At 57.2% G+C, this 22313-nt stretch carries 28 protein-coding genes; 3 read left to right on the top strand and 25 right to left on the bottom strand.

The genetic code is table 11. The features are described 5' to 3' along the window. Positions 1 to 36 precede the first annotated feature (36 nt). The 3 genes from coaA (at position 37) to mscL (ending at position 2725) form a co-directional block, all read left to right on the top strand. Entirely contained in the window at positions 37 to 993 is a 957-nt protein-coding gene (gene coaA / locus HMPREF2712_RS04850) for a type I pantothenate kinase (RefSeq protein WP_070819404.1), read from the top strand. Positions 994 to 1143: 150 nt separating this feature from the next. After that, complete coding sequence (locus HMPREF2712_RS04845; protein WP_070819403.1) at positions 1144 to 2052, top strand: M15 family metallopeptidase; 909 nt, start codon at positions 1144 to 1146, stop codon at positions 2050 to 2052. Between the two features lie 292 nt (positions 2053 to 2344). Further along, the gene (mscL, locus tag HMPREF2712_RS04840; protein ID WP_012903069.1) at positions 2345 to 2725 is read left to right on the top strand and encodes a large conductance mechanosensitive channel protein MscL; all 381 of its coding nucleotides are present in this window, start codon (positions 2345 to 2347) and stop codon (positions 2723 to 2725) included. Positions 2726 to 2901: 176 nt separating this feature from the next. On the opposite strand, the gene glmM is transcribed toward mscL, so the two are convergent. The 25 genes from glmM to HMPREF2712_RS04715 form a co-directional block, all read right to left on the bottom strand. Next, on the bottom strand, positions 2902 to 4260 hold the full coding sequence (gene glmM / locus HMPREF2712_RS04835; protein WP_012903068.1) for a phosphoglucosamine mutase: 1359 nt from the start codon (positions 4258 to 4260) through the stop codon (positions 2902 to 2904). 242 nt (positions 4261 to 4502) lie between these two features. Beyond that, positions 4503 to 5570: a polyphosphate kinase 2 gene (ppk2, locus tag HMPREF2712_RS04830; RefSeq protein WP_049353767.1), complete on the bottom strand. Its 1068-nt coding sequence runs from the start codon at positions 5568 to 5570 to the stop codon at positions 4503 to 4505. A gap of 177 nt (positions 5571 to 5747) precedes the next feature. Next, the gene (gene rpsI, locus HMPREF2712_RS04825) at positions 5748 to 6239 is read right to left on the bottom strand and encodes a 30S ribosomal protein S9 (RefSeq protein WP_070541455.1); all 492 of its coding nucleotides are present in this window, start codon (positions 6237 to 6239) and stop codon (positions 5748 to 5750) included. Between the two features lie 31 nt (positions 6240 to 6270). Beyond that, a complete protein-coding gene (gene rplM / locus HMPREF2712_RS04820; RefSeq protein WP_005505035.1) occupies positions 6271 to 6714 on the bottom strand; it encodes a 50S ribosomal protein L13 in 444 nt (147 codons plus the stop codon). Between the two features lie 364 nt (positions 6715 to 7078). Then, entirely contained in the window at positions 7079 to 8044 is a 966-nt protein-coding gene (truA, locus tag HMPREF2712_RS04815) for a tRNA pseudouridine(38-40) synthase TruA (protein WP_005508409.1), read from the bottom strand. Between the two features lie 174 nt (positions 8045 to 8218). After that, on the bottom strand, positions 8219 to 8872 hold the full coding sequence (rplQ, locus tag HMPREF2712_RS04810; RefSeq protein WP_070819402.1) for a 50S ribosomal protein L17: 654 nt from the start codon (positions 8870 to 8872) through the stop codon (positions 8219 to 8221). A gap of 105 nt (positions 8873 to 8977) precedes the next feature. After that, positions 8978 to 9970: a DNA-directed RNA polymerase subunit alpha gene (locus HMPREF2712_RS04805; RefSeq protein ID WP_005505031.1), complete on the bottom strand. Its 993-nt coding sequence runs from the start codon at positions 9968 to 9970 to the stop codon at positions 8978 to 8980. Between the two features lie 138 nt (positions 9971 to 10108). Continuing rightward, positions 10109 to 10516 carry a 30S ribosomal protein S11 gene (rpsK, locus tag HMPREF2712_RS04800; protein WP_005505028.1) on the bottom strand — a complete coding sequence of 136 codons (408 nt, stop codon included), beginning with the start codon at positions 10514 to 10516 and terminating at the stop codon, positions 10109 to 10111. Between the two features lie 68 nt (positions 10517 to 10584). Further along, positions 10585 to 10953 (bottom strand): 30S ribosomal protein S13, encoded by a 369-nt coding sequence (rpsM, locus tag HMPREF2712_RS04795; protein ID WP_005505026.1) that lies wholly within the window; start codon positions 10951 to 10953, stop codon positions 10585 to 10587. Positions 10954 to 11132: 179 nt separating this feature from the next. Beyond that, complete coding sequence (rpmJ, locus tag HMPREF2712_RS04790; protein WP_004005257.1) at positions 11133 to 11246, bottom strand: 50S ribosomal protein L36; 114 nt, start codon at positions 11244 to 11246, stop codon at positions 11133 to 11135. Positions 11247 to 11370: 124 nt separating this feature from the next. Continuing rightward, on the bottom strand, positions 11371 to 11592 hold the full coding sequence (gene infA, locus HMPREF2712_RS04785) for a translation initiation factor IF-1 (RefSeq protein WP_005505018.1): 222 nt from the start codon (positions 11590 to 11592) through the stop codon (positions 11371 to 11373). A 286-nt stretch (positions 11593 to 11878) separates the two neighbouring features. Next, entirely contained in the window at positions 11879 to 13093 is a 1215-nt protein-coding gene (rlmN, locus tag HMPREF2712_RS04780) for a dual-specificity RNA methyltransferase RlmN (protein WP_044150213.1), read from the bottom strand. A gap of 122 nt (positions 13094 to 13215) precedes the next feature. Further along, positions 13216 to 14055, bottom strand: a complete 840-nt coding sequence (gene map / locus HMPREF2712_RS04775) for a type I methionyl aminopeptidase (RefSeq protein WP_070633783.1) — start codon at positions 14053 to 14055, stop codon at positions 13216 to 13218. A 120-nt stretch (positions 14056 to 14175) separates the two neighbouring features. Then, on the bottom strand, positions 14176 to 14739 hold the full coding sequence (locus HMPREF2712_RS04770) for an adenylate kinase (protein ID WP_070633782.1): 564 nt from the start codon (positions 14737 to 14739) through the stop codon (positions 14176 to 14178). After that, positions 14736 to 16043, bottom strand: a complete 1308-nt coding sequence (gene secY / locus HMPREF2712_RS04765) for a preprotein translocase subunit SecY (protein WP_070633781.1) — start codon at positions 16041 to 16043, stop codon at positions 14736 to 14738. Before secY ends, HMPREF2712_RS04770 begins: the two co-directional genes overlap by 4 nt. A gap of 281 nt (positions 16044 to 16324) precedes the next feature. Then, positions 16325 to 16771, bottom strand: coding sequence for a 50S ribosomal protein L15 (rplO, locus tag HMPREF2712_RS04760; RefSeq protein ID WP_005505008.1), 447 nt, complete (start codon positions 16769 to 16771; stop codon positions 16325 to 16327). 2 nt (positions 16772 to 16773) lie between these two features. After that, complete coding sequence (gene rpmD, locus HMPREF2712_RS04755) at positions 16774 to 16980, bottom strand: 50S ribosomal protein L30 (protein ID WP_004005265.1); 207 nt, start codon at positions 16978 to 16980, stop codon at positions 16774 to 16776. A gap of 2 nt (positions 16981 to 16982) precedes the next feature. Then, positions 16983 to 17627, bottom strand: coding sequence for a 30S ribosomal protein S5 (rpsE, locus tag HMPREF2712_RS04750; RefSeq protein WP_171840195.1), 645 nt, complete (start codon positions 17625 to 17627; stop codon positions 16983 to 16985). 29 nt (positions 17628 to 17656) lie between these two features. Then, positions 17657 to 18016: a 50S ribosomal protein L18 gene (gene rplR / locus HMPREF2712_RS04745; protein ID WP_070819401.1), complete on the bottom strand. Its 360-nt coding sequence runs from the start codon at positions 18014 to 18016 to the stop codon at positions 17657 to 17659. A gap of 2 nt (positions 18017 to 18018) precedes the next feature. Then, positions 18019 to 18555, bottom strand: a complete 537-nt coding sequence (rplF, locus tag HMPREF2712_RS04740; protein ID WP_005505004.1) for a 50S ribosomal protein L6 — start codon at positions 18553 to 18555, stop codon at positions 18019 to 18021. 27 nt (positions 18556 to 18582) lie between these two features. Beyond that, complete coding sequence (rpsH, locus tag HMPREF2712_RS04735) at positions 18583 to 18981, bottom strand: 30S ribosomal protein S8 (protein WP_049331925.1); 399 nt, start codon at positions 18979 to 18981, stop codon at positions 18583 to 18585. Between the two features lie 73 nt (positions 18982 to 19054). Continuing rightward, positions 19055 to 19615: a 50S ribosomal protein L5 gene (rplE, locus tag HMPREF2712_RS04730; RefSeq protein WP_070819400.1), complete on the bottom strand. Its 561-nt coding sequence runs from the start codon at positions 19613 to 19615 to the stop codon at positions 19055 to 19057. After that, a complete protein-coding gene (gene rplX, locus HMPREF2712_RS04725; RefSeq protein ID WP_005504988.1) occupies positions 19615 to 19950 on the bottom strand; it encodes a 50S ribosomal protein L24 in 336 nt (111 codons plus the stop codon). Before rplX ends, rplE begins: the two co-directional genes overlap by 1 nt. 3 nt (positions 19951 to 19953) lie before the next feature. After that, positions 19954 to 20325, bottom strand: coding sequence for a 50S ribosomal protein L14 (rplN, locus tag HMPREF2712_RS04720; RefSeq protein ID WP_005504986.1), 372 nt, complete (start codon positions 20323 to 20325; stop codon positions 19954 to 19956). 664 nt (positions 20326 to 20989) lie between these two features. Then, positions 20990 to 22180 carry a YncE family protein gene (locus tag HMPREF2712_RS04715; RefSeq protein ID WP_070819399.1) on the bottom strand — a complete coding sequence of 397 codons (1191 nt, stop codon included), beginning with the start codon at positions 22178 to 22180 and terminating at the stop codon, positions 20990 to 20992. Between the last annotated feature and the right edge of the window lie 133 nt (positions 22181 to 22313).

Here is a 22313-nt window from a genome sequence, read left to right as displayed (position 1 = left end):
TTTCCCCGCGGGCTGAAAGTTCGTACACTTAGATAAATGAGCACCGCACCGTATTTTTCTGGCGATGACCGCTTCATGCATCTTGACCGTTCCCGCTGGTCGCACCTAGCCGATGAGATTTCTGTCCCCCTCAGTGCTGAGGAAATTGAGTCTCTTCGTGGCCTGGGTGAAACTGTCGACCTTGAGGAGGTGCAGCGTATTTATCTGCCGGTTTCTCGTCTTCTTAACCTGTACGTGACTGCTGCTTCTTCGTTAAACCATATGACGAATGATTTTCTGCATGTGTCTCAGCGCCGTGTCCCGTTCATTATTGGTGTGGCGGGTTCTGTTGCTGTGGGCAAGTCGACGACGGCTCGTATTTTGCAGGCTCTTTTGAGTCGCTGGCCTTCGACTCCGAAGGTGCAGTTGGTAACTACGGATGGTTTCTTGTACCCGAATGCGGAGCTTCAGCGTCGCGGCATTATGCACCGCAAGGGTTTCCCAGAGTCTTATAATCGCCGTGCCCTGCTGAATTTTGTGTCGCAGGTGAAGTCCGGTGCCGAGCGTGTGGTGGCGCCGAAGTATTCACACCTGTATTACGACATCATGCCGGATGAACATATTGAGGTCACCGCACCGGATGTTCTGATTCTTGAGGGTTTGAATGTTTTGGCGCCTTCTCAAGCTGAGGGTCCGGAGACTTCCGATCTGACGCTGAGCGATTTCTTTGATTTCTCTATTTATGTGGATGCCCGCACTGAGGATATTGAGCGCTGGTATGTGAATCGTTTCTTGACACTGCGTTCTTCGGCTTTTGCGAATCCGGAGTCGTATTTCAAGCGTTATGCGGAGCTGAGCGATGAGCAGGCGGTTGAGGTGGCGACCGGCATTTGGAAGAGCGTGAATGAGCCTAATCTGGTGCAGAATGTTTTGCCGACTCGTGCTCGTGCGCATTTAATTCTGCAGAAGGGTGCCGAGCATACCGTGGAGCAGGTTCTTCTGCGTAAGAACTAGAGGTTCTTTAGGTTTTTAGTGTTCGTGTGCGGCTTTTAGCCGGTATTGTGGTGCATTCTAGTAGAAGGCGCCGGAGGCTCCACTCCCTCGCTGGGTGGGTTTAGGCTTCCGGTGCTTTTGTATGCACCTACGCCATGATGAGGAGTTATTGTGAAGTCCCTGCACCGTACGTCTACCGCTCAGGAGTCTTTTGATAGTTCTGCGGTGAATCGCCGTACTCTTTTGGGTGCCGCTTTGGGAGTTGGTGGCACGGCGCTATTGGCAGCTTGCGGTTCGCAGGGTCAGGGTGCGTTTTCTTCATCTTCTGCTGCGAGTGCTTCTGAGTCTGCGGCGGCTTCGGCGGCTTCTTCTAGCGCCTCTTCCGCTGCGTCGGCATCTTCTGCCGCGCCCTCCCCTGTTGCTTCTGCTACCGGTGCTTCTGCAAGTGCTTCGGCTTCTGCGAGCGTGTCTTCTTCCCCGTTGGCGCTTGCTCAGCCGAGTGTTGAGTCTCAGCCGGATTCTTTGCGTTGCCTCGTGAATAAGATGCGTCCCTTTGCGCAGCAGGATTGGGAGCCGAATGACCTGGTGGAGTTCTACGGTCATCAATTGCGCGCTGAGGCGGCTAAGGCAGCGGATACGATGATTGATGCGGCTGCTACTGATGGCGTGACTCTGCTTGTTTCTAGCGCGTATCGTTCGTATGCGGTGCAGCAGCAGACCTATCAGTATTGGGTTTCGGTGAACGGTCAACAGGTGGCGGACCAGTTATCGGCTCGTCCCGGCTATTCGGAGCATCAGACGGGCTTGGCGATTGATTTTGCTTCTCCTGAGGGTTGCCGTTTGGAGGAGTGTTATCGCGATACGCTGGCTGGTCAGTGGTTGGCGAAGAACGCTCCGCGTTACGGATATATTTTGCGCTTCCCTGATGGTCGTCAATCGGTGACCGGTTATCGTTTTGAGCCGTGGCATTACCGCTATGTGGGTGTGCAGATTGCTCAGGAGTATGTGTCTTCGGGCGCGAAGACTTTTGAGGAGTTTATCGGTACGGGTGCGGCACCCGATTATGCAAGTGCGAGCTAGGGTCGAGGCTAATCTTTCGGCTTTGGTCGGTGCGCCAAGTGGTGATGTGTATCGTCTTTCAAGCTTCCGTACCGGAGATAAATAGGCACAGTAGATGCATATTTTTTCGCATACACACCCCGTAAATCCGCGGTTTTTCGCAGGTTTTAGAGATTTTTGCTCAGGTTCATGTGAGCTAGACTTTAAGTATCGGGCGCCATAGGACCACTGTGAAGAAAAACACATGCTTTACAATGAAAATTTTCTCAGAATATGGCATTTTCTGAGGTGAAAAGGCGCTATTCTATATCTCATGCTTAAGGGTTTTAAAGATTTTGTAATCCGCGGTAACGTCATCGACCTCGCAGTTGGTCTGATTATGGGTACCGCCTTCACCGCTGTGGTGACCTCGCTTGTCCAGGCCGTCCTGATGCCGGCTATCTCCATGCTGGTTGGCTCCCCCAACTTCGACAACTTCCTGGTCTTCGGCCAGATCAAGGTTGGCGTGTTCCTAACCGCTATTGTCAACTTCATCCTGATTGCAGTTGCTGTCTACTTCGCAGTTGTTGTGCCCACTCAGAAGCTGACTGAACTCGCGCTGGCTAAGAAGAAGGCTGAAGACGAGGCTGTTGAAAAGGAAGAGACCGAGCTTGACCTCCTGAAGGAGATCCGCGACGCTCTGGCAAAGAAGTAATTTCTCTGCTCTCTACCACTAATTTTTTAGACCCCCGTATCCCCTGTGGATACGGGGGTTTTCCGTATCCTCGTCCCCCCCTCCCCCGCCCAAGATAACGAAGAAGGGCTGGGAAGGTAACACCTTCCCAGCCCTTCTCTATCCTCCATTGCGGTCTTCGCACCGGAAGGATACGTTTAGAGTGCCAGTTCCTTAGCCACAACGCCAGCCAGCTGCTGAGCAACCTCATCAGCCTGCTCCTGGGTTGCAGCTTCAACCATCACGCGGACCAGAGGCTCGGTGCCGGATGCACGCAGCAGCACGCGGCCGCTCTCGCCCAGTACGCCTTCAGCCTCGCTCACAGCGGTAGCGAGCGCCTCGTTGGTCTTGACCGCCGCACGGTCAACGCCCTTGACGTTGATTAGACGCTGCGGGGTGGGTTGCATACGCGATGCCAGCTCCGAGAGGGTCTGACCGCTACGAGCCACCTCTGCAGCCAGCTGGATGCCGGTCAGAACGCCGTCACCGGTGGTTGCGTAGTCGCTCATGATGACGTGGCCGGACTGCTCGCCGCCAAGGTTGTAGCCGTGCTCGCGCATAGACTCGAGGACGTAGCGGTCACCCACAGCGGTACGGCCCAGGGTAATACCGTGCTCGCGCAGGTACAGTTCCAGGCCCAGGCTGCTCATTACGGTTGCGACGAGGGTGTCCTTTGCGAGCTTACCTTCGCGCTTAGCGGCAACAGCCAGGATAGCCATGATCTGGTCGCCATCTACCAGGTTGCCCTTTTCGTCAACTGCCTGGCAACGGTCGGAGTCACCGTCGTGGGCGATACCGAGGTCCGCGCCGTGCTCAACGACAGCTGCCTGCAGCTTCTCGGGGTGGGTGGAGCCCACACCGTCGTTGATGTTGGTGCCGTTGGGCTCTACAGCCAGTGCGATGACCTCTGCACCCAGTGCCTCGAAGGTTGCCGGGGACGCCGCGTAGGCTGCACCGTTTGCACAGTCCAGAACAATCTTCATGCCTGCGAGGGGCTTGCCATCGGGCAGGGTGGAGACCAGGTGCTTCACGTAAGCCTCGGTACCGTTCTCCAGGGGCTTGACGGTACCCACAGCGCCACCGGTCGGGTAGCGGAAGGACTTCTCGCGGTAAACGCGCTCAATAGCGTCCTCAACGGAGTCTTCCAGCTTCTGGCCGCCACGAGCCAGGAACTTAATACCGTTGTCCGCTGCAGGATTGTGCGATGCAGAAATCATCACGCCGAAGTCAGCACCGGTGTGTGCCACCAGGTAAGCTGCTGCGGGGGTGGGGACAATGCCGGCATCCAGCACGTCAACACCTGCGCTAGCGAAGCCAGCCTTCATCGCAGAGACAATAAAGTCTGCAGAGGATCGGGAGTCATTTGCAATCACGGCACGGGGGCGTACGCCCTCTTCTACCGTGTCAAAGCCCAGAACAATAGAAGCCGCCTGCGCGAGCTCCATAGCCAGGGCGGGAGTAATTACATCGTTTGCCAGACCGCGTACGCCGTCGGTTCCAAAAAGTCGTTCAGTCACCCTTTTATTTTACGTTGTGCGTAACTCTGCTTAGGCGCATACACCGCATTTTCTTCAGAATCAGAAAGTGATTTTCAGCGGCTACATATCTGCTTCATAGCTAATGTTTCTATAGACACGCAAAGGTGCCTGCTCTCAGTTCCCAGAGAGGGAAAAGAGAGGCAGGCACCTTCATAGCGCAAGCTGTTTAGCGGTTCTATCGCCGCAGGGTTGAGCTGTTGCTCTCCCCTATCTATCAACGCTTACTTGACGACCGGGAAGCCGTCGGGAGAGTCACCGGACTCATCCTCGAAAACGTGCGATGCAGAGCGAACAATCAGCGAGTCGAGCTCGCCCACGACTGCCTCATCCTTAGAGGGGTAGTCGAACTGGGAGAGCACGTAACGCATTGCTTCCAGACGTGCGCGCTTCTTGTCGTTGGACTTGATAACGGTCCAGGGAGCGTCACCGGTGTGGGTGTAGAAGAACATTGCTTCCTTCGCCGCGGTGTAGTCGTCCCACTTGTCCAGGGATGCCAGGTCGGTGGGGGAAAGCTTCCACTGGCGAACCGGGTCGGTACGGCGGGAGGTGAAGCGTGCGAGCTGCTCTTCGCGGGTGACGGAGAACCAGAACTTGATGATGTGGATACCGGAGTTCACCAGCATGCGCTCCAGGTCCGGAACTTCGCGCATGAACTCGAAGTACTGTGCCTGGGTGCAGTAACCCATAACGCGCTCAACGCCGGCACGGTTGTACCAGGAGCGGTCCATCAGAACGATTTCGCCGCCGGAGGGCAGGTGCTTGATGTAACGCTGGAAGTACCACTGAGTCTGCTCGATATCGGTCGGCTTCTCCAGTGCCACAACGCGAGCGCCACGGGGGTTCAGGTGCTCGGTGAAGCGCTTGATGGAGCCACCCTTACCTGCTGCGTCACGGCCTTCGAAGATGATGAGGATCTTCTGACCGGTGGACTTAGCCCAGAGCTGCAGCTTCAGCAGCTCAATCTGCAGGGCACGCTTTTCCTTCTCGTATGCCTTACGGCTGAGCTTGGTGTCGTAGGGGTAACCCTTCTTCCATGCCTGCGAGGTTTCGTCGTCCTTCTTGTCCTTGCCGAGGGCGCGGGTGAGGGAAGCCATTTCGTCCAGCTCTGCCGAGTAGTCCTCGACAACGGAGGTGCGGCGTGCCTGGGGCTTCAGGGCTTCCTTGATGGCTTGTTTCTTCTCAGAACCGGTGTGTGCGTGTGCGCCTTCAGCGGCGTGGTGGTGGGCTTCAGTCTGAGGAGCCTCCACAGCCTTCTCTTCGGGCTGGGTGGAGGGATTCTGCTCTGCCATGAGTACTCTTTTCTTCCTGTCTGCTTTGACTCTTTAACTCTACCGGTGTGCTCTTCGATGAACAAACGTAACAGTTATATGCACCCTATAACCTTGTAACGCTCAGGGTGAGTAGATACGCAAACGCCCCGCTCTCCTAGGGAGAGACGGGGCGTAACGCTTCGTGAAAACCAGCGATTAACGCTTGGAGAACTGCGAAGCCTTGCGTGCCTTCTTAAGACCAGCCTTCTTACGCTCGATGACGCGTGCGTCACGGGTCAGGTAGCCAGCCTTCTTCAGTGCGGGGCGGTTGTTCTCGCGGTCGATCTCGTTCAGTGCACGAGCGATACCCAGGCGCAGAGCACCTGCCTGACCGGAGGGGCCACCACCGTTGATGCGTGCGATGACGTCGTATGCGCCCTCAAGCTCCAGGAGCTTGAAAGGCTGGTTGACGTCCTGCTGGTGCAGCTTGTTGGGGAAGTAGTCTTCCAGGCTACGACCGTTGATGGTCCAGTTGCCGGAACCGGGCACAACGCGAACGCGTGCCACTGCTTCCTTGCGGCGACCAACTGCTGCGCCTGCAACAGTCAGGGCCGGGCGTGCTGCCTTAGCCGCTGCGGGAGCAGCGGACTCCGAGGTGTAGCTGGTCAGCTCTTCCTCGACTACGATCAGCTCTTCGTTCTGAGCCACGATTTCTCCTATTGTTTCTCGTAGGCCCGAATTACTGGGCGACCTGGTTGAATTCGTAGGTCTTGGGCTGCTGTGCCGCGTGCGGGTGCTCGGGGCCAGCGTAGACCTTCAGCTTCTTGAGCTGCTGTGCAGCAAGCTTGTTCTTGGGCAGCATGCCCTTGACAGCCTTCTCAACCGCGCGAACGGGGTTGGTCTCAAGCAGCTCTGCGTAGTTCACGGACTTCAGACCGCCGGGGTAACCCGAGTGGCGGTATGCACGCTTCTGCTCGAGCTTTGCACCGGTCAGGGCGACCTTCTCAGCGTTCACGATGATAACGAAGTCACCGGTGTCAACGTGGGGAGCAAAAGTCGGCTTGTGCTTACCGCGCAGCAGGATAGCGGTCTGGCTTGCGAGGCGGCCGAGAACAACGTCGGTGGCGTCAATGACGTGCCACTGGCGCTCGACTTCGCCGGGCTTGGGAGTATAAGTGCGCAAAATATTGGCCTTTGTCTCGAAATGTACATACGGCGCTTAGTTGGGTATCGCGCCTTTTACTTACGTGCATGACGAACACCCGGGTGAGGACCGAGCTGCCGCCCGTTCTGCCCGTACTCTATATCGCCTTAACGTCCTGCAACTAGACAGCGATTTAGAGCGCGCTCGGGTAGAACACGCACAACATATCAAGACTATACAGGACGTCGAGTGCTTAATCCACCGCCAAAGCCTTAAAAATAGGGCTTTTTTGCCTTAAACACATTTTAAATTCCATCCGTGTAATTCACCTGAGGTAGTTGCACTCCCCCGCGACGCTTCACGGCGCATGAGCAACGTGACGGGGCTCAATATACACAGGGCGTTAAGCGCTCTGTGCTTCGTGGTCCTCGCGCTTTGCTCGAGCACGTTCCGCCTGCGCTCCATACAACTCCGGGGCAGGGTAGTAAATTTCAGCTAGTGCCAGAGCATGCGGAGGCGCCAGAGTCAGCGAAGCCTCGCGTCCCGGGTTCTCGATCCGCTCACGCAACCAGGCGGCGTCACGTTTACCCGTGCCGTAGAGCACCAACGCACCCACAAGTGAACGCACCATGTGATGACAGAAGGCATCAGCCACCACACGCACCTCAATAAGGCCACTTTCAGTACGAGTGAAGCTAAGTTCTCGCAGCTCACGAATCGTGGTCGCGCCTTCACGCGGTTTGCAGAAGGAGAGAAAATCACGCAGGCCGAGTAGCTGCTGCGCCGACTGGTTAAGATCAGCACAATCCAGGTGCTCAGGTACCGCCCAGGTGTAGGTACGGTGCAGAGGATTAAGACCGTTCGCCGCGCCATCTGCAATGCGATATACGTAGCGGCGACCGGTAGCAGAGAAGCGCGCATCAAATTCAAAAGAAACTTCGCTCACGCGGTGAATCTGAATAGCACCCTGCAGAATACCGCGAACGTTCTTCGGCAAGTTCAACTGCTCTTCCGCATCGTAAAGACAACGCTGAAGAGCGCCGGTGAGGCGGCGCCCCAGGGCAGCCGTCGGGTCGTCCTCCCCCGTTCGACCTTGCAGGCGAGTCCAATCCTCATCGTTCAAATCGCAATGCAGGGTCTGGGCTTCCGCATGCACACCGGCATCGGTTCGGCCCGCGACCACCACGCGGTGAGGCGCCCGCAAAATCAGTTCAAGGGCGTTCTCAATGGCCCCCTGCACGGTAACTAGGTTCGGTTGGGCAGCCCACCCGCTAAAAAGAGAACCGTCGTAGGCACAATCAATGCGCACGCGGTGCGTAGCAGTGAAGGGCTGCGCTTCGTGATTCTCTAAAGCAGTAGCGTTATGCATTGGTGTGCCTTTCAGCGGTAAAGGACGGTTGAAGAATACGGATCGACTCTTGTATAGCGAATGCGCAAAGAACCGTCTCCTCGTTAAGTATGCAGATACACCAATCCGCCGCCCACAGCAGTGGACGGCGGATTGACATATTTTAGGCTTAGCCTAAATCAGCTGGGATCCGTATTACTCGGAAACCTTCTGTGCTGCTGCGCCACCTGCGGGGGCGTAACCTGCAGCCTCTGCCGACTCAGCGGAGTCGAACCAGATTTCAGCCTTGGTGCTGGAGTACCAGCGGGAACCGGGCACGTGGTACTTCATGGAATCGGCGTTACCCTTAACCTCGAAGCCCTTGGGAGCCTCGCCGGACTCCAGGGGTGCGTGGGAACCTGCGGGCAGGCCCTCAGCTGCTTCAGCCTTGGGAGCCTCAGCTGCCTTCTCAGCAACCTTGGTTGCCTCAGCAACTGCACCCTTGGTTGCAACGGGCTCCATGACGAGCTCGATGACTGCCATGGGAGCGTTGTCACCCTTACGGTTACCGATCTTGATGATGCGGGTGTAACCACCGGGGCGCTCTGCCATTGCCGGAGCAATAACGGTGAAGAGCTCGTGCACGACGGACTTGTCGGTGATGGAACGCAGCACGCGACGGCGAGCAGCCAGGTCGCCCTTCTTACCGAAGGTGATGAAGCGCTCTGCCACCGGACGCAGGCGCTTTGCCTTGGTCAGGGTGGTGGTGATGCGCTTGTGCTGGAACAGCTGCGCCGACAGGTTGTTGAGCATGTGGCGCTCGTGGGTCGGGGAACCGCCGAGGCGGGGACCCTTAGTGGGAGTAGGCATAGTTAAATCTCCATAGTTGCGTTCCCTAACGCCCCAGCAGCGGAGCCTCTTAGGGAATCAAGTTTGACTGATCCCGGTGGAACCGGGTGAACTATTCGGTCGAAATTATTCGCCGGAACCGTCTTCGTCATCAAGCGGGCGTGCAGCAGGCTCGAAACCGGGAGGGGAGTCCTTCAAAGCCAGGCCGAGCTCGATGAGCTTTGCCTTGACCTCGTCAATGGACTTAGCACCGAAGTTACGGATGTCCATCAGGTCAGCTTCACTGCGGGTCACGAGCTCACCCACGGTGTGGATGCCCTCGCGCTTGAGGCAGTTGTAGGAGCGGACGGACATGTTCAGGTCCTCGATCGGCAGTGCCAAATCAGCGGCCATGGACTCGTCGGCGGGCGACGGGCCAACTTCGATACCCTCAGCTGCAATGTTCAGCTCACGTGCCAGGCCGAAGAGCTCGACCAGGGTGCTGCCTGCAGAAGCAACGGCGTCACGCGGTGCGATGGCTTCCTTGGTTTCGACGTCCAGGGTCAGGCTGTCGAAGTCGGTGCGCTGCTCAACACGGGTCGCGTTCACGCTGAAGGTAACCTTCAGAACCGGGGAGTAGATGGAGTCAACCGGGATACGGCCAATCTCGCCATCGCCGACCTTGTTCTGAGCTGCAGTCACGTAGCCGCGACCGCGCTCGATAACCAGCTCAGCGTTGAAGTTTGCCGAGGCGTTCAGGGTTGCCAGGTGCAGTTCCGGGTTGTGGATCTCCACGCCAGCGGGAACCTCGATGTCGCCTGCGGTCAGTTCACCTTCGCCCTGCTTGCGCAGGTAGGCCACGACGGGCTCGTCGTTCTCAGAAGAGATGGAGAGCTTCTTGATGTTCAAGATGATCTCAGTGACGTCCTCGGTCACGCCGGGAACGGTGCTGAACTCGTGCAGTACGCCATCAATGCGGACGCTGGTAACAGCGGCGCCGGGGATGGAGGACAGCAGAGTACGGCGGAGGGAGTTACCCATGGTGTAGCCGAAACCGGGCTCCAGAGGCTCGATGGTGAAGCGTGAGCGGTTGGGCGCTACGACCTCTTCAGTCAGAGTGGGGCGCTGTGCAATAAGCACTTTGTTTCCTTTCGGTGAGCTCCGCTATATGAGCCCACAGGTTGGGGAAAACATATCTTAGGAAGCAGACGGGTGTCTGTACTCTCCGGGTACAGCTCCGTGGAGCGTACCCGTCGAGGGATTAGGTCAGGGACCTAATTAGACGCGGCGGCGCTTCGGGGGACGGCAACCGTTGTGTGCAACGGGGGTAACGTCCTGGATCGAACCGACCTCGAGGCCTGCAGCCTGCAGGGAGCGGATTGCGGTTTCGCGACCGGAACCGGGGCCCTTGACGAACACGTCAACCTTGCGGACGCCGTGCTCCTTGGCGCGGTTTGCAGCAGCCTCAGCAGCCAGCTGTGCGGCGTAGGGGGTGGACTTACGGGAGCCCTTGAAGCCCATGTCGCCAGCGGAGGACCAGGAGATCACTGCACCGGTGGGATCGGTGATGGAGACGATGGTGTTGTTGAAGGTCGACTTGATGTGAGCCTGACCAGCAACGATGTTCTTGCTAACCTTGCGGCGGTTGGTCTTACGAGCTGCCGCAGCGCGAGTCTTGGGAGGCATTTTTGATTCTCCTACAAAGGTTTTCTAATACGTTGGTCGGATAGAGATATCCAACAGAGCAACGTTGCTTACTTCTTCTTACCTGCGACGGTACGCTTCGGGCCCTTGCGGGTACGTGCGTTAGTCTTGGTGCGCTGACCGTGAACCGGCAGGCCGCGGCGGTGGCGCAGGCCCTGGTAGGAACCGATTTCAACCTTACGGCGGATGTCAGCTGCAACCTCGCGGCGAAGATCACCTTCAACCTTGTAGTTGCCTTCGATGAAGTCACGAAGTGCCACGAGCTCCTGGTCGGTCAGGTCCTTGACGCGGGTGTCAGGGTTGACGCCGGTAGCAGCGAGGGTTTCGTGTGCACGGGTCTTGCCCACGCCGTAGATGTAAGTGAGAGCAACTTCCACGCGCTTTTCGCGGGGAATATCAACTCCAGCGAGACGTGCCATACTGGCTTCTCCTTGTTGTTTTCCAGAGGTCTATAGCATCACTGCCCGGGTTGTTCTGACCCGGTCCCCGGCCTCTGAGTCCGGAGGTATCCGAAGGCGCCTCGTTGGCGTTGCTTCGGAGCGGTGCCTATGACAATTCCGCCCTCTTACAGGGCGGCTATGAAGTCAGCTGCTAGGGATTAGCCCTGGCGCTGCTTGTGGCGCGGGTTTTCGCAGATCACCATGACCACACCGTGACGGCGGATCACCTTGCACTTATCGCAGATCGGCTTAACGCTCGGCTTGACCTTCATCGCATTCCTTTTGATTGCAACTTGATTACTGGCGAGATAAGAGGTTCCCTCACTTACGTTGGGGAACTGCGTTATCCCTTTGAACACGATTTAAACGCCGCCAGGGGCGACGTTTATCTCGGGTTTACTTGTAACGGTAGACGATACGACCTCGGGAAAGGTCGTAGGGGCTCAGTTCCACTACTACTCGGTCCTCAGGCAGGATGCGAATGTAGTGCTGACGCATCTTGCCCGAGATGTGTGCGAGAACCTTGTGGCCGTTATCCAGCTCAACACGGAACATCGCGTTGGGCAGAGCTTCAACCACAGAGCCTTCAATCTCGATGACGCCGTCTTTCTTAGCCATATCCTCCGCTAACGTCGGTGCCCGTCGCAGGTGCGGCGGGCAAATGTATCTTCTGCTTGTGAGCTCACCGCGGTGAGGCGCTAGGGCGTTTTAAGGCGCACTTAACACTGGCACAAACAACCAACTGTTAACTCTACGGCAAAGACCATGGAAAAACAACCGTGATTTTTATGACATCAGGCACTTAATGTTTAAAAGGAAGAAGCCCCTCCGCCACGCTCCAGGAAGTCTTAATGACTTCCCTCCGCAGGAAAGGGGCACCGTTCACCGGTCGCAGCTCAGCCGCTTAGTCTTCCTTAGCAGCCAGCTGACCGCATGCACCATCAATATCGGAACCGCGAGTATCACGAATAGTCGTCGGAATACCGTGGGCACGCAGACGCTCCACAAAGTTCTGCTCAACGCCCTTACGGGATGCCGTCCACTTTGAACCCGGGGTCGGGTTCAGCGGAATCGGGTTCACGTGCACCCAGCCACGGCCGCGCTGCGCCAGCTTCTTACCGAGCAAATCCGCACGCCAGCCCTGATCGTTAATATCGCGAATCAGCGCGTACTCAATGGAGACGCGGCGGCCGGTCGTACGGTAGTAGTCGTACGCAGCGTCCAGAGTCTCGTCAACCTTCCAACGCTGGTTAATCGGGATTAGCTCATCACGCAGCTCATCATCCGGAGCATGCAGAGACAGCGCCAAAGTAATGGGCAGCTTCTCCAGCTCAAACTTACGAATGCCGGGCACCAGACCCACGGTCGACATGGTCAGACCACGAGCAGAAATACCGAGGCCCTCGGGCGAAGGGTCAATCAGGCGGTGTACAGCACCCATGGTTGCCTTGTAGTTAGCGAGCGCCTCACCCATACCCATGAAGACAATGTTGGAAACACGCAGTGGACGAGTATCCTCAGAGCCACCTTCTGCTTCTTCCAGGCCCTTCATCTGCTTCAGGTAGCGGGCACCGGCAACGACCTGCTCCACAATTTCTGCGGTGGACAGGTTACGGGTCAAACCCTGCTGACCGGTTGCACAGAAGGGGCAGTTCATACCGCAGCCAGCCTGCGAAGAGATGCACATGGTTACGCGGTTGTCATAGCGCATGATGACGGACTCAATGAGCGCACCGTCAAAGAGGCGGTGCACAACCTTCAGGGTGTCGCCACCGTCAGCCTCGAGGGTACGGACCGGAGTCAGAAGCTGGGGCATCGCCTGAGCAACCATCTGCTCGCGATCCTTAGCCGGCAGGTCAGTCATCTCGGCGGGGTCAGTGACCAGACGCTCAAAATAGTGCTTGGACAGCTGGGACGCACGGAACGACTGGTAGCCCAGTTCCTTCAGAAATTCGCGGCGGCCAGCCATATCGAAGTCAGCGATGTGCTTGGGCGGCTTCGCACGGCGCGGTGCTTTCAGGGCAATCTGGCCGGGTGCGGGGCGAACGTTCGAGATTTCAACCGGCACCTTGGTCGCAGCGGGCGCGGTTGCCTCGCCGCTATTGAGAGTTTCGCTCATGGAGCTTCTTCCTTGTGATGTGGATGCTTTCGGATGCGCTATCACGCACCGGACCGGATTCGCCGGTTTCTTCGGGTGGAGGTGGGGCAACTAAAGGTGTTCCCCTCCCCCAGTGGTGGGGCTTAGGCGGGAATCGGAACCGGGGTTACGCCGAAGCGAGCAAGTTCGCTGGCGCCGCCGTCTTCTGCGGTCAGAACCCAGATGCCGTCGCTGTGCACAGCAACGGAGTGCTCCCACTGGCATGCATCGGAGCCGTCAACGGTCACAACGGTCCAGTCATCGGAGAGCACCTTGGTCTCGATGGAACCGGTGACGAGCATCGGTTCGATAGCGAAAGCCATACCGGGCTTAATCTTCGGGCCCATGTCACGCACAGCGTAGTTCAGCACATCCGGAGCCATGTGCATCTGCGAGCCGATGCCATGGCCCACATAGTCTTCAATGATGCCGTACTTATCGCCGTATTCTTCGGTCACGTATGCTTCGATAGCCAGACCGATTTCACCGACCTTCTTTGCGGTCGCGAGAGCCGCGATACCGTGCCACATCGCCTCGCGGGTCACGGCAGAGAGCTCCGCGCGCGCTTCGCTTACGTTGTCACCGACCAGAACGGTACGTGCCGAGTCGCCGTGCCACTGGCGGTTGGTGGCGGGGTCAATCACGTATGCACCACCGTCGATGGAGAGGATATCGCCGTCCTTGAGAACGTAGTCGCCGGGGATACCGTGAACGACCTCGTGGTTGACGGAGGTGCATACGGTTGCCGGGTAGTCGTAGTAGCCGTAGAAGTTGGAGGTACCGCCCAGTTCCAGCAGGGTGCGTTCAAAGGCGGCATTCACCTCTGCGGTAGTTACGCCGGGGCGGGCTGCCGCTACGGCCGCGTCAAGTGCGCGGCTGGTGATAACACCTGCACGAGCCATCTGCTGAAGCTGTGCATTGGTTTTGATTTCGACTCGTGCCATTCTGGCTCCTTAGGTGTATGGGGCGGTATGCCCAAGCTTAGAACTCTACAGACAGCACTGTACCCCCGCAAGTTTTTGTGATGCATCATGCACCTCAAATTGCGGGGGTACAGCAGAAGATTACTTCAGAGCGTCGAGGATGCGCTCGGTGACTTCAGCAATCTCGCCGAGGCCGTTAACTTCCTTGACGATGCCGCGTTCGCGGTAGATTGCGATCAGCGGCGCGGTCTCCTCTTCGTAGACCTTCAGGCGGTGACGGATGACTTCTTCGTTGTCATCGGTACGACCCTGCTCAGCTGCACGGTTGAGCAGACGCTCGACGAGTTCGTCGTTATCTGCAACGAGCAGCAGAACGCGGTCGATCTTCTCGCCCTTAGCTTCAAGGATGGAGTCCAGCTCGTGCACCTGTGCAGTGTTGCGGGGGTAGCCGTCGAGCAGGAAGCCGTTGACGACGTCGCCTTCGTCCAGGCGTGCACGCACCATGTTGTTAGTGACAGAGTCGGGAACCAGGTTACCGGAGTCGATGTACGACTTCGCTTCCTTACCGAGTTCGGTCTCTTCCTTGATGTTCTTACGGAAGATATCACCGGTGGAAATCGCGGGAATCTTCAGCGCTTCAGCGATCTTGACGGCCTGGGTGCCCTTACCTGCACCGGGAGGGCCGACGATGAGCAGACGGTTCATCGGAGCAGTCCTTCGTAGTTTCGTTGTTGGAGCTGAGCGTTGATCTGCTTGAGAGTATCAAGACCAACACCCACCACGATCAGCAGCGAGGCGCCACCGAACGGGAAATTCTGGTTTGCGTTGAATAGGATAAGCGCTACCAGGGGAATCATGGAAATTACACCCAGGTAAAGTGCGCCAGGCAACGTAATTCGGTTGAGTACGTAGCTGAGGTAACGCTCGGTGGGCTTACCAGCACGGATACCGGGGATAAAGCCACCGTACTTCTTCATATTGTCCGCTACTTCCACCGGGTCGAAGGTGACCGCCACGTAGAAGTAGGCGAAGCCAATAATCATGAAGAAGTAGAGAGCAATGTACAGCGGGTGGTCGCCACGCACCAGGTATGCGTTAATCCAGTTAACCCAGTCCGGCGGGGTGGAGCCGTTGGTGGGGGTGTTGAACTGGGCAATCAGACCGGGCAGGGTCAGCAGGGAGGAGGCGAAGATCAGCGGAATCACGCCGGCCATGTTGACCTTCAGCGGGATGTAGGTGCTGGTGCCACCAATGGTGCGTCGACCAATCATGCGCTTTGCGTACTGCACGGGAATACGGCGAACGGACTGTTCCACGTAGACCACGGCGAGCATGACCAGCAGGCCAATACCGCAGACAGCCGCGAAGATACCCCAACCGTGGGTGCGCTGGATGGAGCCCAGAGCGCTCGGGAAGGAGGACGCAATGGAGGTGAAGATCAGCAGGGACATGCCGTTGCCGACGCCACGCTCGGTAATCTGCTCGCCCATCCACATGATGACGGTGGTACCCGCACACAGGGTGACGATAATCAGCAGGATGTGCAGTACGTCGTCCTGGGGGATGATGCCCGGGCAGTTACCCAGCAGAACGCCAGAGCGTGCCATCGAGACGATGGTGGTTGCATTCAGCAGAGCAAGAGCGATGGTCAGGTAGCGGGTGTACTGGGTGAGCTTTGCCTGACCCTGCGCGCCCTCATCGTGCAGCTCCTGGAATCGCGGGATGACCACGCGTAGCAGCTGGATGATAATGGACGCGGTAATGTACGGCATCACGCCGAGGGCAAAGATCGAAAGCTGCAGCAGTGCGCCACCACTGAAAAGGTTGACGATATCGTAGACGCCACCGCTTGTAACATTGGCGTTCAGACACTGCTGTACATTTCCGTAGGAAACGCCTGGCGCGGGGATGAAAGTGCCCACGCGGTACAGCACAATCATTGCCAGGGTAAACAGCAGCTTACGCCGCAAATCGGCGGTCTTAACGACTCGCCCGAATGCGCTCAGCACATGTCCTCCTGTAAGTCTATGGGGCGCCCATCCCTCTCAAAGAGTTTTAGGGCGCAGTAAACACATCTTCCAGTCTATCGTGTTTGGAGCGGGTAACGATAACTCCCTAGCAGATTATGTAGCTTTTATATTCTCTTAGCGTGATTTTTGAACACAAAATGTGGCGCACACCAAGCGTTCAAATATGCGAATACAGGAATATAGTCCTGTTGTGAATCTTTTCAAGCAGCAAAAAGCCCCTGCCGTACAGCGTACGGACAGGGGCTTTCTCGTCTTGAAGACTACTTAACGGTTACAGAACCGCCAGCGGCCTCGATCTTCTCGATAGCGGAAGCCGATGCCTTGTCGACAACAACGTTCACCTTGACGGAGATTTCGCCGTTGCCCAGAACCTTCACGAGCTCGTTCTTACGAACGGCACCCTTAGCAACCAGTGCCTCGACGGTGACGTCGCCACCGTTGGGGAACAGTTCCTGGATGCGGTCCAGGTTAACAACCTGGTACTCGGTGCGGAAGGGGTTCTTGAAGCCGCGCAGCTTCGGCAGGCGCATGTGCAGCGGCAGCTGGCCGCCTTCGAAGCCTGCACGAACCTGGTAACGTGCCTTGGTACCCTTGGTACCGCGACCTGCGGTCTTACCCTTGGAGCCTTCACCGCGGCCAACGCGGGTCTTTGCCTTGTGGGCACCCGGAGCCGGGCGCAGATCGTGAATCTTGATAGCTTCTGCCATCTTTACTTGACCTCCTCAACCTTCACCAGGTGAGCAACGGTGTTAACCATGCCAACGGTGACGGGGTCAGCAGTGCGGACTACCTTGTTGCCGGGGCGCTTGAGGCCCAGGGAACGCAGGGTGTCGCGCATGTTCTGCTTCTGACCAACATAGGACTTGACCTGGGTGATTTCCAGCTTTGCGTCGCTGGGCTGAATACGCTTGGCCATTACTACGCACCTGCCTTTTCAGACTTGGTGTTGCGCAGGTAGCTGGGGATAACCTCATCGGTGGGCAGGCCACGGCGGGCTGCCACTGCCAGGGGCTCCTCGAGCTCCTTGAGTGCTGCAACAGTTGCGTGAACGATGTTGATCTGGTTCGAGGAACCGAGCGACTTGGACAGCACGTCGTGAATGCCTGCGCACTCGAGTACTGCACGCACGGGGCCACCTGCGATAACACCGGTACCAGCGGTTGCCGGGCGGAGCATCACAACGCCTGCAGCTGCCTCACCCTGCACGCGGTGCGGGATGGTGCGGCCTTCGATGCGGGGAACGCGGAAGAAGTTCTTCTTTGCTTCCTCGACACCCTTGGAGATTGCTGCGGGAACTTCCTTAGCCTTACCGTAGCCAACGCCGACCAGGCCGTTACCGTCACCAACGACGACCAGTGCGGTGAAGCTGAAGCGACGACCACCCTTGACGACCTTGGAAACGCGGTTGATGGTCACAACGCGCTCGATGTACTTGTCCTTCTCCTCCTCGCGAGCGCGGTTGTTACGGCGCTCACCACGGCCACGACGCTCGCCGCGGTTGTTGCGGCGCTCCTCGCGCTGGTTGGAGGTCTCAGCGGTTTCAGCTACTACTGCTTCGCTCACCTGAGTTTCCTTTACGTTCTGCTCGCTCATTAGAGTGCAAGACCTCCCTCGCGTGCACCGTCAGCAACGGCTGCAACACGGCCGTGGTACTTGTTACCACCGCGGTCGAACACGACTGCCTCAACACCAGCTGCCTTGGCACGCTCTGCAACGAGCTCACCAACGCGCTTTGCCTTAGCGGTCTTGTCCAGGTCAGCTACACGCAGCTCTGCTTCCATGGTGGAAGCGGATGCCAGGGTTACGCCCTTGACATCGTCGATAACCTGAACGAACATGTGACGGGTCGAACGGGTGACGCACAGGCGCGGACGCGCAGCGGTACCCGAAACGTACTTGCGGATGCGAGCGTGACGACGTGCACGCTGCGCTGCCTTCGACTTGATAGCCATGTTTACTTACCAGCCTTTCCGACCTTGCGGCGGATGTGCTCACCTGCGTAGCGAACACCCTTACCCTTGTAGGGATCGGGCTTACGCAGACCACGAATGTTTGCTGCAACCTGACCAACGAGCTGCTTGTCGATACCCGACACGGTCAGCTTGTTAGCACCCTCCACTGCGAAGGTAATACCCTCGGGAGCGGTGATGTTGATCGGGTGGGAGTAGCCCAGAGCGAACTCCAGGTCGTTACCCTTCGGGGTCACACGGTAACCGGTACCAACGATTTCCAGCTTCTTCTCGTAGCCGGAGGTAACGCCGATAATCAGGTTCTGAATCAGAGTACGAGTCAGACCGTGCAGCGAGCGAGACAGGCGCTCGTCGTTCGGACGAGATACAACGATCTCGTTTTCGTTCAGAGCCACGGTGATGGGGGAAGCTACCTTGTGGGAGAGCTCGCCCTTGGGGCCCTTAACGGTGACCAGGTTGCCATCGACCTTAACCTCAACGCCGGCGGGAACCGAGATGGGGAGACGTCCAATACGTGACATTATTCTCTTCCTTTCTCTTCTAACCGACTACCAGATGTAAGCGATGACTTCGCCGCCCACGCCCTTCTTCGCAGCCTGCTTGTCAGTGAGCAGACCCGAAGAGGTGGACAGGATTGCGATGCCGAGGCCACCCAGAACCTGGGGCAGGTTGGTGGACTTTGCGTAGGTACGCAGGCCCGGCTTGGAAATACGACGCACGCCAGCGATGGAACGCTCGCGGGACGGACCGTACTTGAGGACGAGGGTCAGGGTCTTGCCGACCTTTGCATCCTCAACCTTCACGTCGGCGATGTAGCCCTCAGCCTTCAGGATCTCAGCAATGCGAGACTTCAGCTTGGAGTAGGGCATGGATACGGTGTCGTGGTATGCGGAGTTTGCGTTACGCAAACGGGTCAGCATATCTGCGACCGGATCAGTCATAGTCATTGTGGGCTTTAGCCCTTCCTCGTTGTGGTTTCCCTACCCCGCGGTAACGGGGTCTGGACCTACAACGTAGTCGTTAGTTGGTCTTGAACGGGAAGCCCAGTGCCTTCAGGATTGCACGGCCTTCGTCGTCGGTCTTCGCGGAGGTCACCACGGTGATGTCCATACCACGCACGCGGTCGATCGAGTCCTGATCGATTTCGTGGAACATGGACTGCTCGGTCAGACCGAAGGTGTAGTTACCGTTACCGTCGAACTGGCGGTCCGAGAGGCCGCGGAAGTCGCGGATTCGGGGCAGTGCCAGGGTGACGAGGCGGTCCAGGAATTCCCACATGCGGTCGCCACGCAGGGTGACGTGTGCACCAATGGGCATACCTTCGCGCAGCTTGAACTGTGCGATGGACTTCTTAGCGCGGGTAACAATCGGCTTCTGACCGGTGATTGCGGTGAGATCGCGGATTGCGCCGTCCATGAGCTTTGCGTCGCGAGCTGCCTCGCCAACACCCATGTTTACGACGACCTTAACGATCTTCGGGGTCTGCATGACGTTCTCGTACTTGAACTCTTCCTGCAGAGCGGGAACGACGACCTCAGCGTACTTGGTCTTGAAGCGGGGGGTGATCTTGGTTTCGGTCATTAGATGTCCTTACCCGAACGCTTAGCAACGCGCACGCGAACGGTGCGCTCCTTGCCGTCACGCTCTACAGTCTCGAGGCGGAAACCAACACGGGTCGGCTTCTTGGTCTCGGGGTCAACAATCGCAACGTTAGAAACGTGGATCGGTGCCTCAACCTTCTGAATGCCGCCTGCTGCGCCGGTCAGGGGGTTAGCCTTGGTGTGCTTGGTGACGACCTTGACGCCCTCAACAATCACGCGGTTTTCCTTGGGGAGAACCTTCAGAACCTTGCCCTGCTTGCCCTTATCTGCACCGGAAATAACCTGAACCAGGTCGCCGGACTTGATCTTAGCCATGAATTAGAGCACCTCCGGAGCCAGCGAAACGATCTTCATGAACTTCTTGTCGCGAAGTTCACGACCCACGGGGCCGAAGATACGGGTACCACGGGGATCACCATCAGTGTTCTTCAGGATCACTGCGGAGTTCTCGTCGAACTTGATGTAGGAGCCGTCGGGACGACGGGTTTCCTTCTTGGTGCGGACGACGACTGCCTTGACAACGTCACCCTTCTTTACGGTACCGCCGGGGATTGCATCCTTGACGGTTGCGACAATGATGTCGCCAATGCCTGCGTAGCGACGCGAGGAACCACCGAGAACACGGATGGTCAGGATTTCCTTCGCACCAGTGTTGTCGGCGACCTTCAGTCGCGACTCCTGCTGAATCATATTTCTCCTGTCGTCTCGCCGGTTCCGACTCGCTTTAGGCGCGAGCCAGCCTTGCGGAACATTTTTACGGGATTGGTTGACGCCCCGGGCCCCATCTCTATGGAAGGGGTTAGCGGAAACGCCTGGGGCAAACCCATGCCAGAAGCATTTGGACCCGCGTGAAGCGGGCGTATCCACCCGTAAGTAGCGGCATTATGCACTGGCACGAGAAGCCCGTGGTTGTGCGGCTATTTGGATACAGCCACACAGTCTTAACACTGTACAGGAAGCAGGTATCTAGCGCAAGGGCTTGTTAACTATGATTTCGGTCTCCACCACCCTCTCCACCAAGACAATGCATGTATCGGAGATTAAAAACCTCATACCCCACATCAACACCGAGCGAGAAGGCGGCTTATTTGACACTTAAAGCAGGAGGCCCCTTCGTGTAGTTCCTGACGCATAAGAAACTGAAGGGGCCTCGAGAAATCTACCAAACAATGTGTCAAACAAGGATGGTAGATATTTATATTTTACTACGTTTTAATATGCCCCCACGACAGACTTGCCGCGGCCTAGCGATAGGATTACCCCAGTCTTACTCCCCCACCCCGCTAGTGCGCACACAGAGGCTAGAGAGCGACAGTGACTATTTTGGGTATATCAACTGCTCTTCACTCTGCAGCTATGACATATATACTTTCGCGATACCATCACGAACGATAGGACGAGGAGCTTCTCCCGGCCGGTTTTCTTCCGCAGCCTCATAGTATTCACCAGAGCATGCATCCAGCACGTAGGAAACCTCAACTGCGGGATAATCCCCCGCCTTGTCGATAGCAATGACGCTCCCGTCCTTCAGCAGGACCTGGTGATTAATACGGGTCGGGGCTACCTGCAAGGTCTCGATGATGGTTCGATTGAGCGTGTCAATGACAGTGATAGTTCCACCGCCTGCAACTGCAGGCTCTCCCTTACCGCCAAAATCAGCAACATAGAGCAGCTGGCGTTCTGCATCGAGCAAGATATCGGTGGGCATTTTGCCGAATGGAAGATAAGCGAGGTGTTCACCCTCAAAACTCAGAACATATAGACCGCCGTTTTTACCCTCGCGCCCCTGTGCAGAGACATACAGTTCGCCGCACGTTGAATCAATCTCCACACCGTGAACACCGATTGGAGCATTGGCGTCTTCCCCGCCAGTTACGGGCAGCCTACGTACGAGCCCCCAGGTATTCATGTCCACAACCCAGATTTCATCTCGCATAGTATTCGGGATGTACAGGCGGCTACGAGCTTCATCAGCTACGGGCCCTAGTAGCATAGCGGGACCGTCCCCTTGAAGAGAGCTAACCGCGCGTTCTCCTTCTGCGTTAGGTGCAGCGATTACCTGGTAACCACCCATTCCGGTCACGAGTACGGAACCGCTGGGTGCAACGTATAGCTCACGCGGAATTAGCATCTCCACTCCTAGAGCGAGAGAATCCCATACGAGCGCTAGATCTTTTTGGGAGTATGCGGATACCGAGTTTGTGCGGGTTCCTCCGGTCCAGAGAAGCTCCCGCTCGTTGTCTGCTGCTAGACCGTAGGCAGCCTGGATTTGGAAGAGGTTCTCTAACCCGGGGTTATTTTCCGGGATAGCAGGCAGAACAGCCGTCTTCTCAATCTGCAGGGTATCTGCGTTTATGCGTGCGATTGTTGCGCAGAGAGTACCGTGGGTCTTCGTGTGATTAAAGCTTCCGCTTACGAAAAGAACGTTCTCTTCGGGGTTGTATGCCACTTGATACTGCCCAGCGAGCCCCGCAGAACGATCCACAGAAAAATGGTTGGCGCCCAGGGTGCTCTTCTGTTCTTCTCCTGAGGCTGAGGGAACCATAGATATCTCCAGAGTTGTGTAGGTTGGAGGCTAGCTCACCTCATATTTTGCGGGCTTAGCATCCGGAGCTTTCTGTTATATATCTTACGCTTCACCCTCCACTTTGAGGCTTTTCTGGCGTAGTCCATGCGCT

Origin of the sequence: Rothia sp. HMSC064F07 (assembly GCF_001837265.1) — a bacterium.
Taxonomy (GTDB): domain Bacteria; phylum Actinomycetota; class Actinomycetes; order Actinomycetales; family Micrococcaceae; genus Rothia; species Rothia mucilaginosa.
Note: the sequence above shows the minus strand (reverse complement) of the source record. Positions and strands in the feature narration are given on the sequence as shown.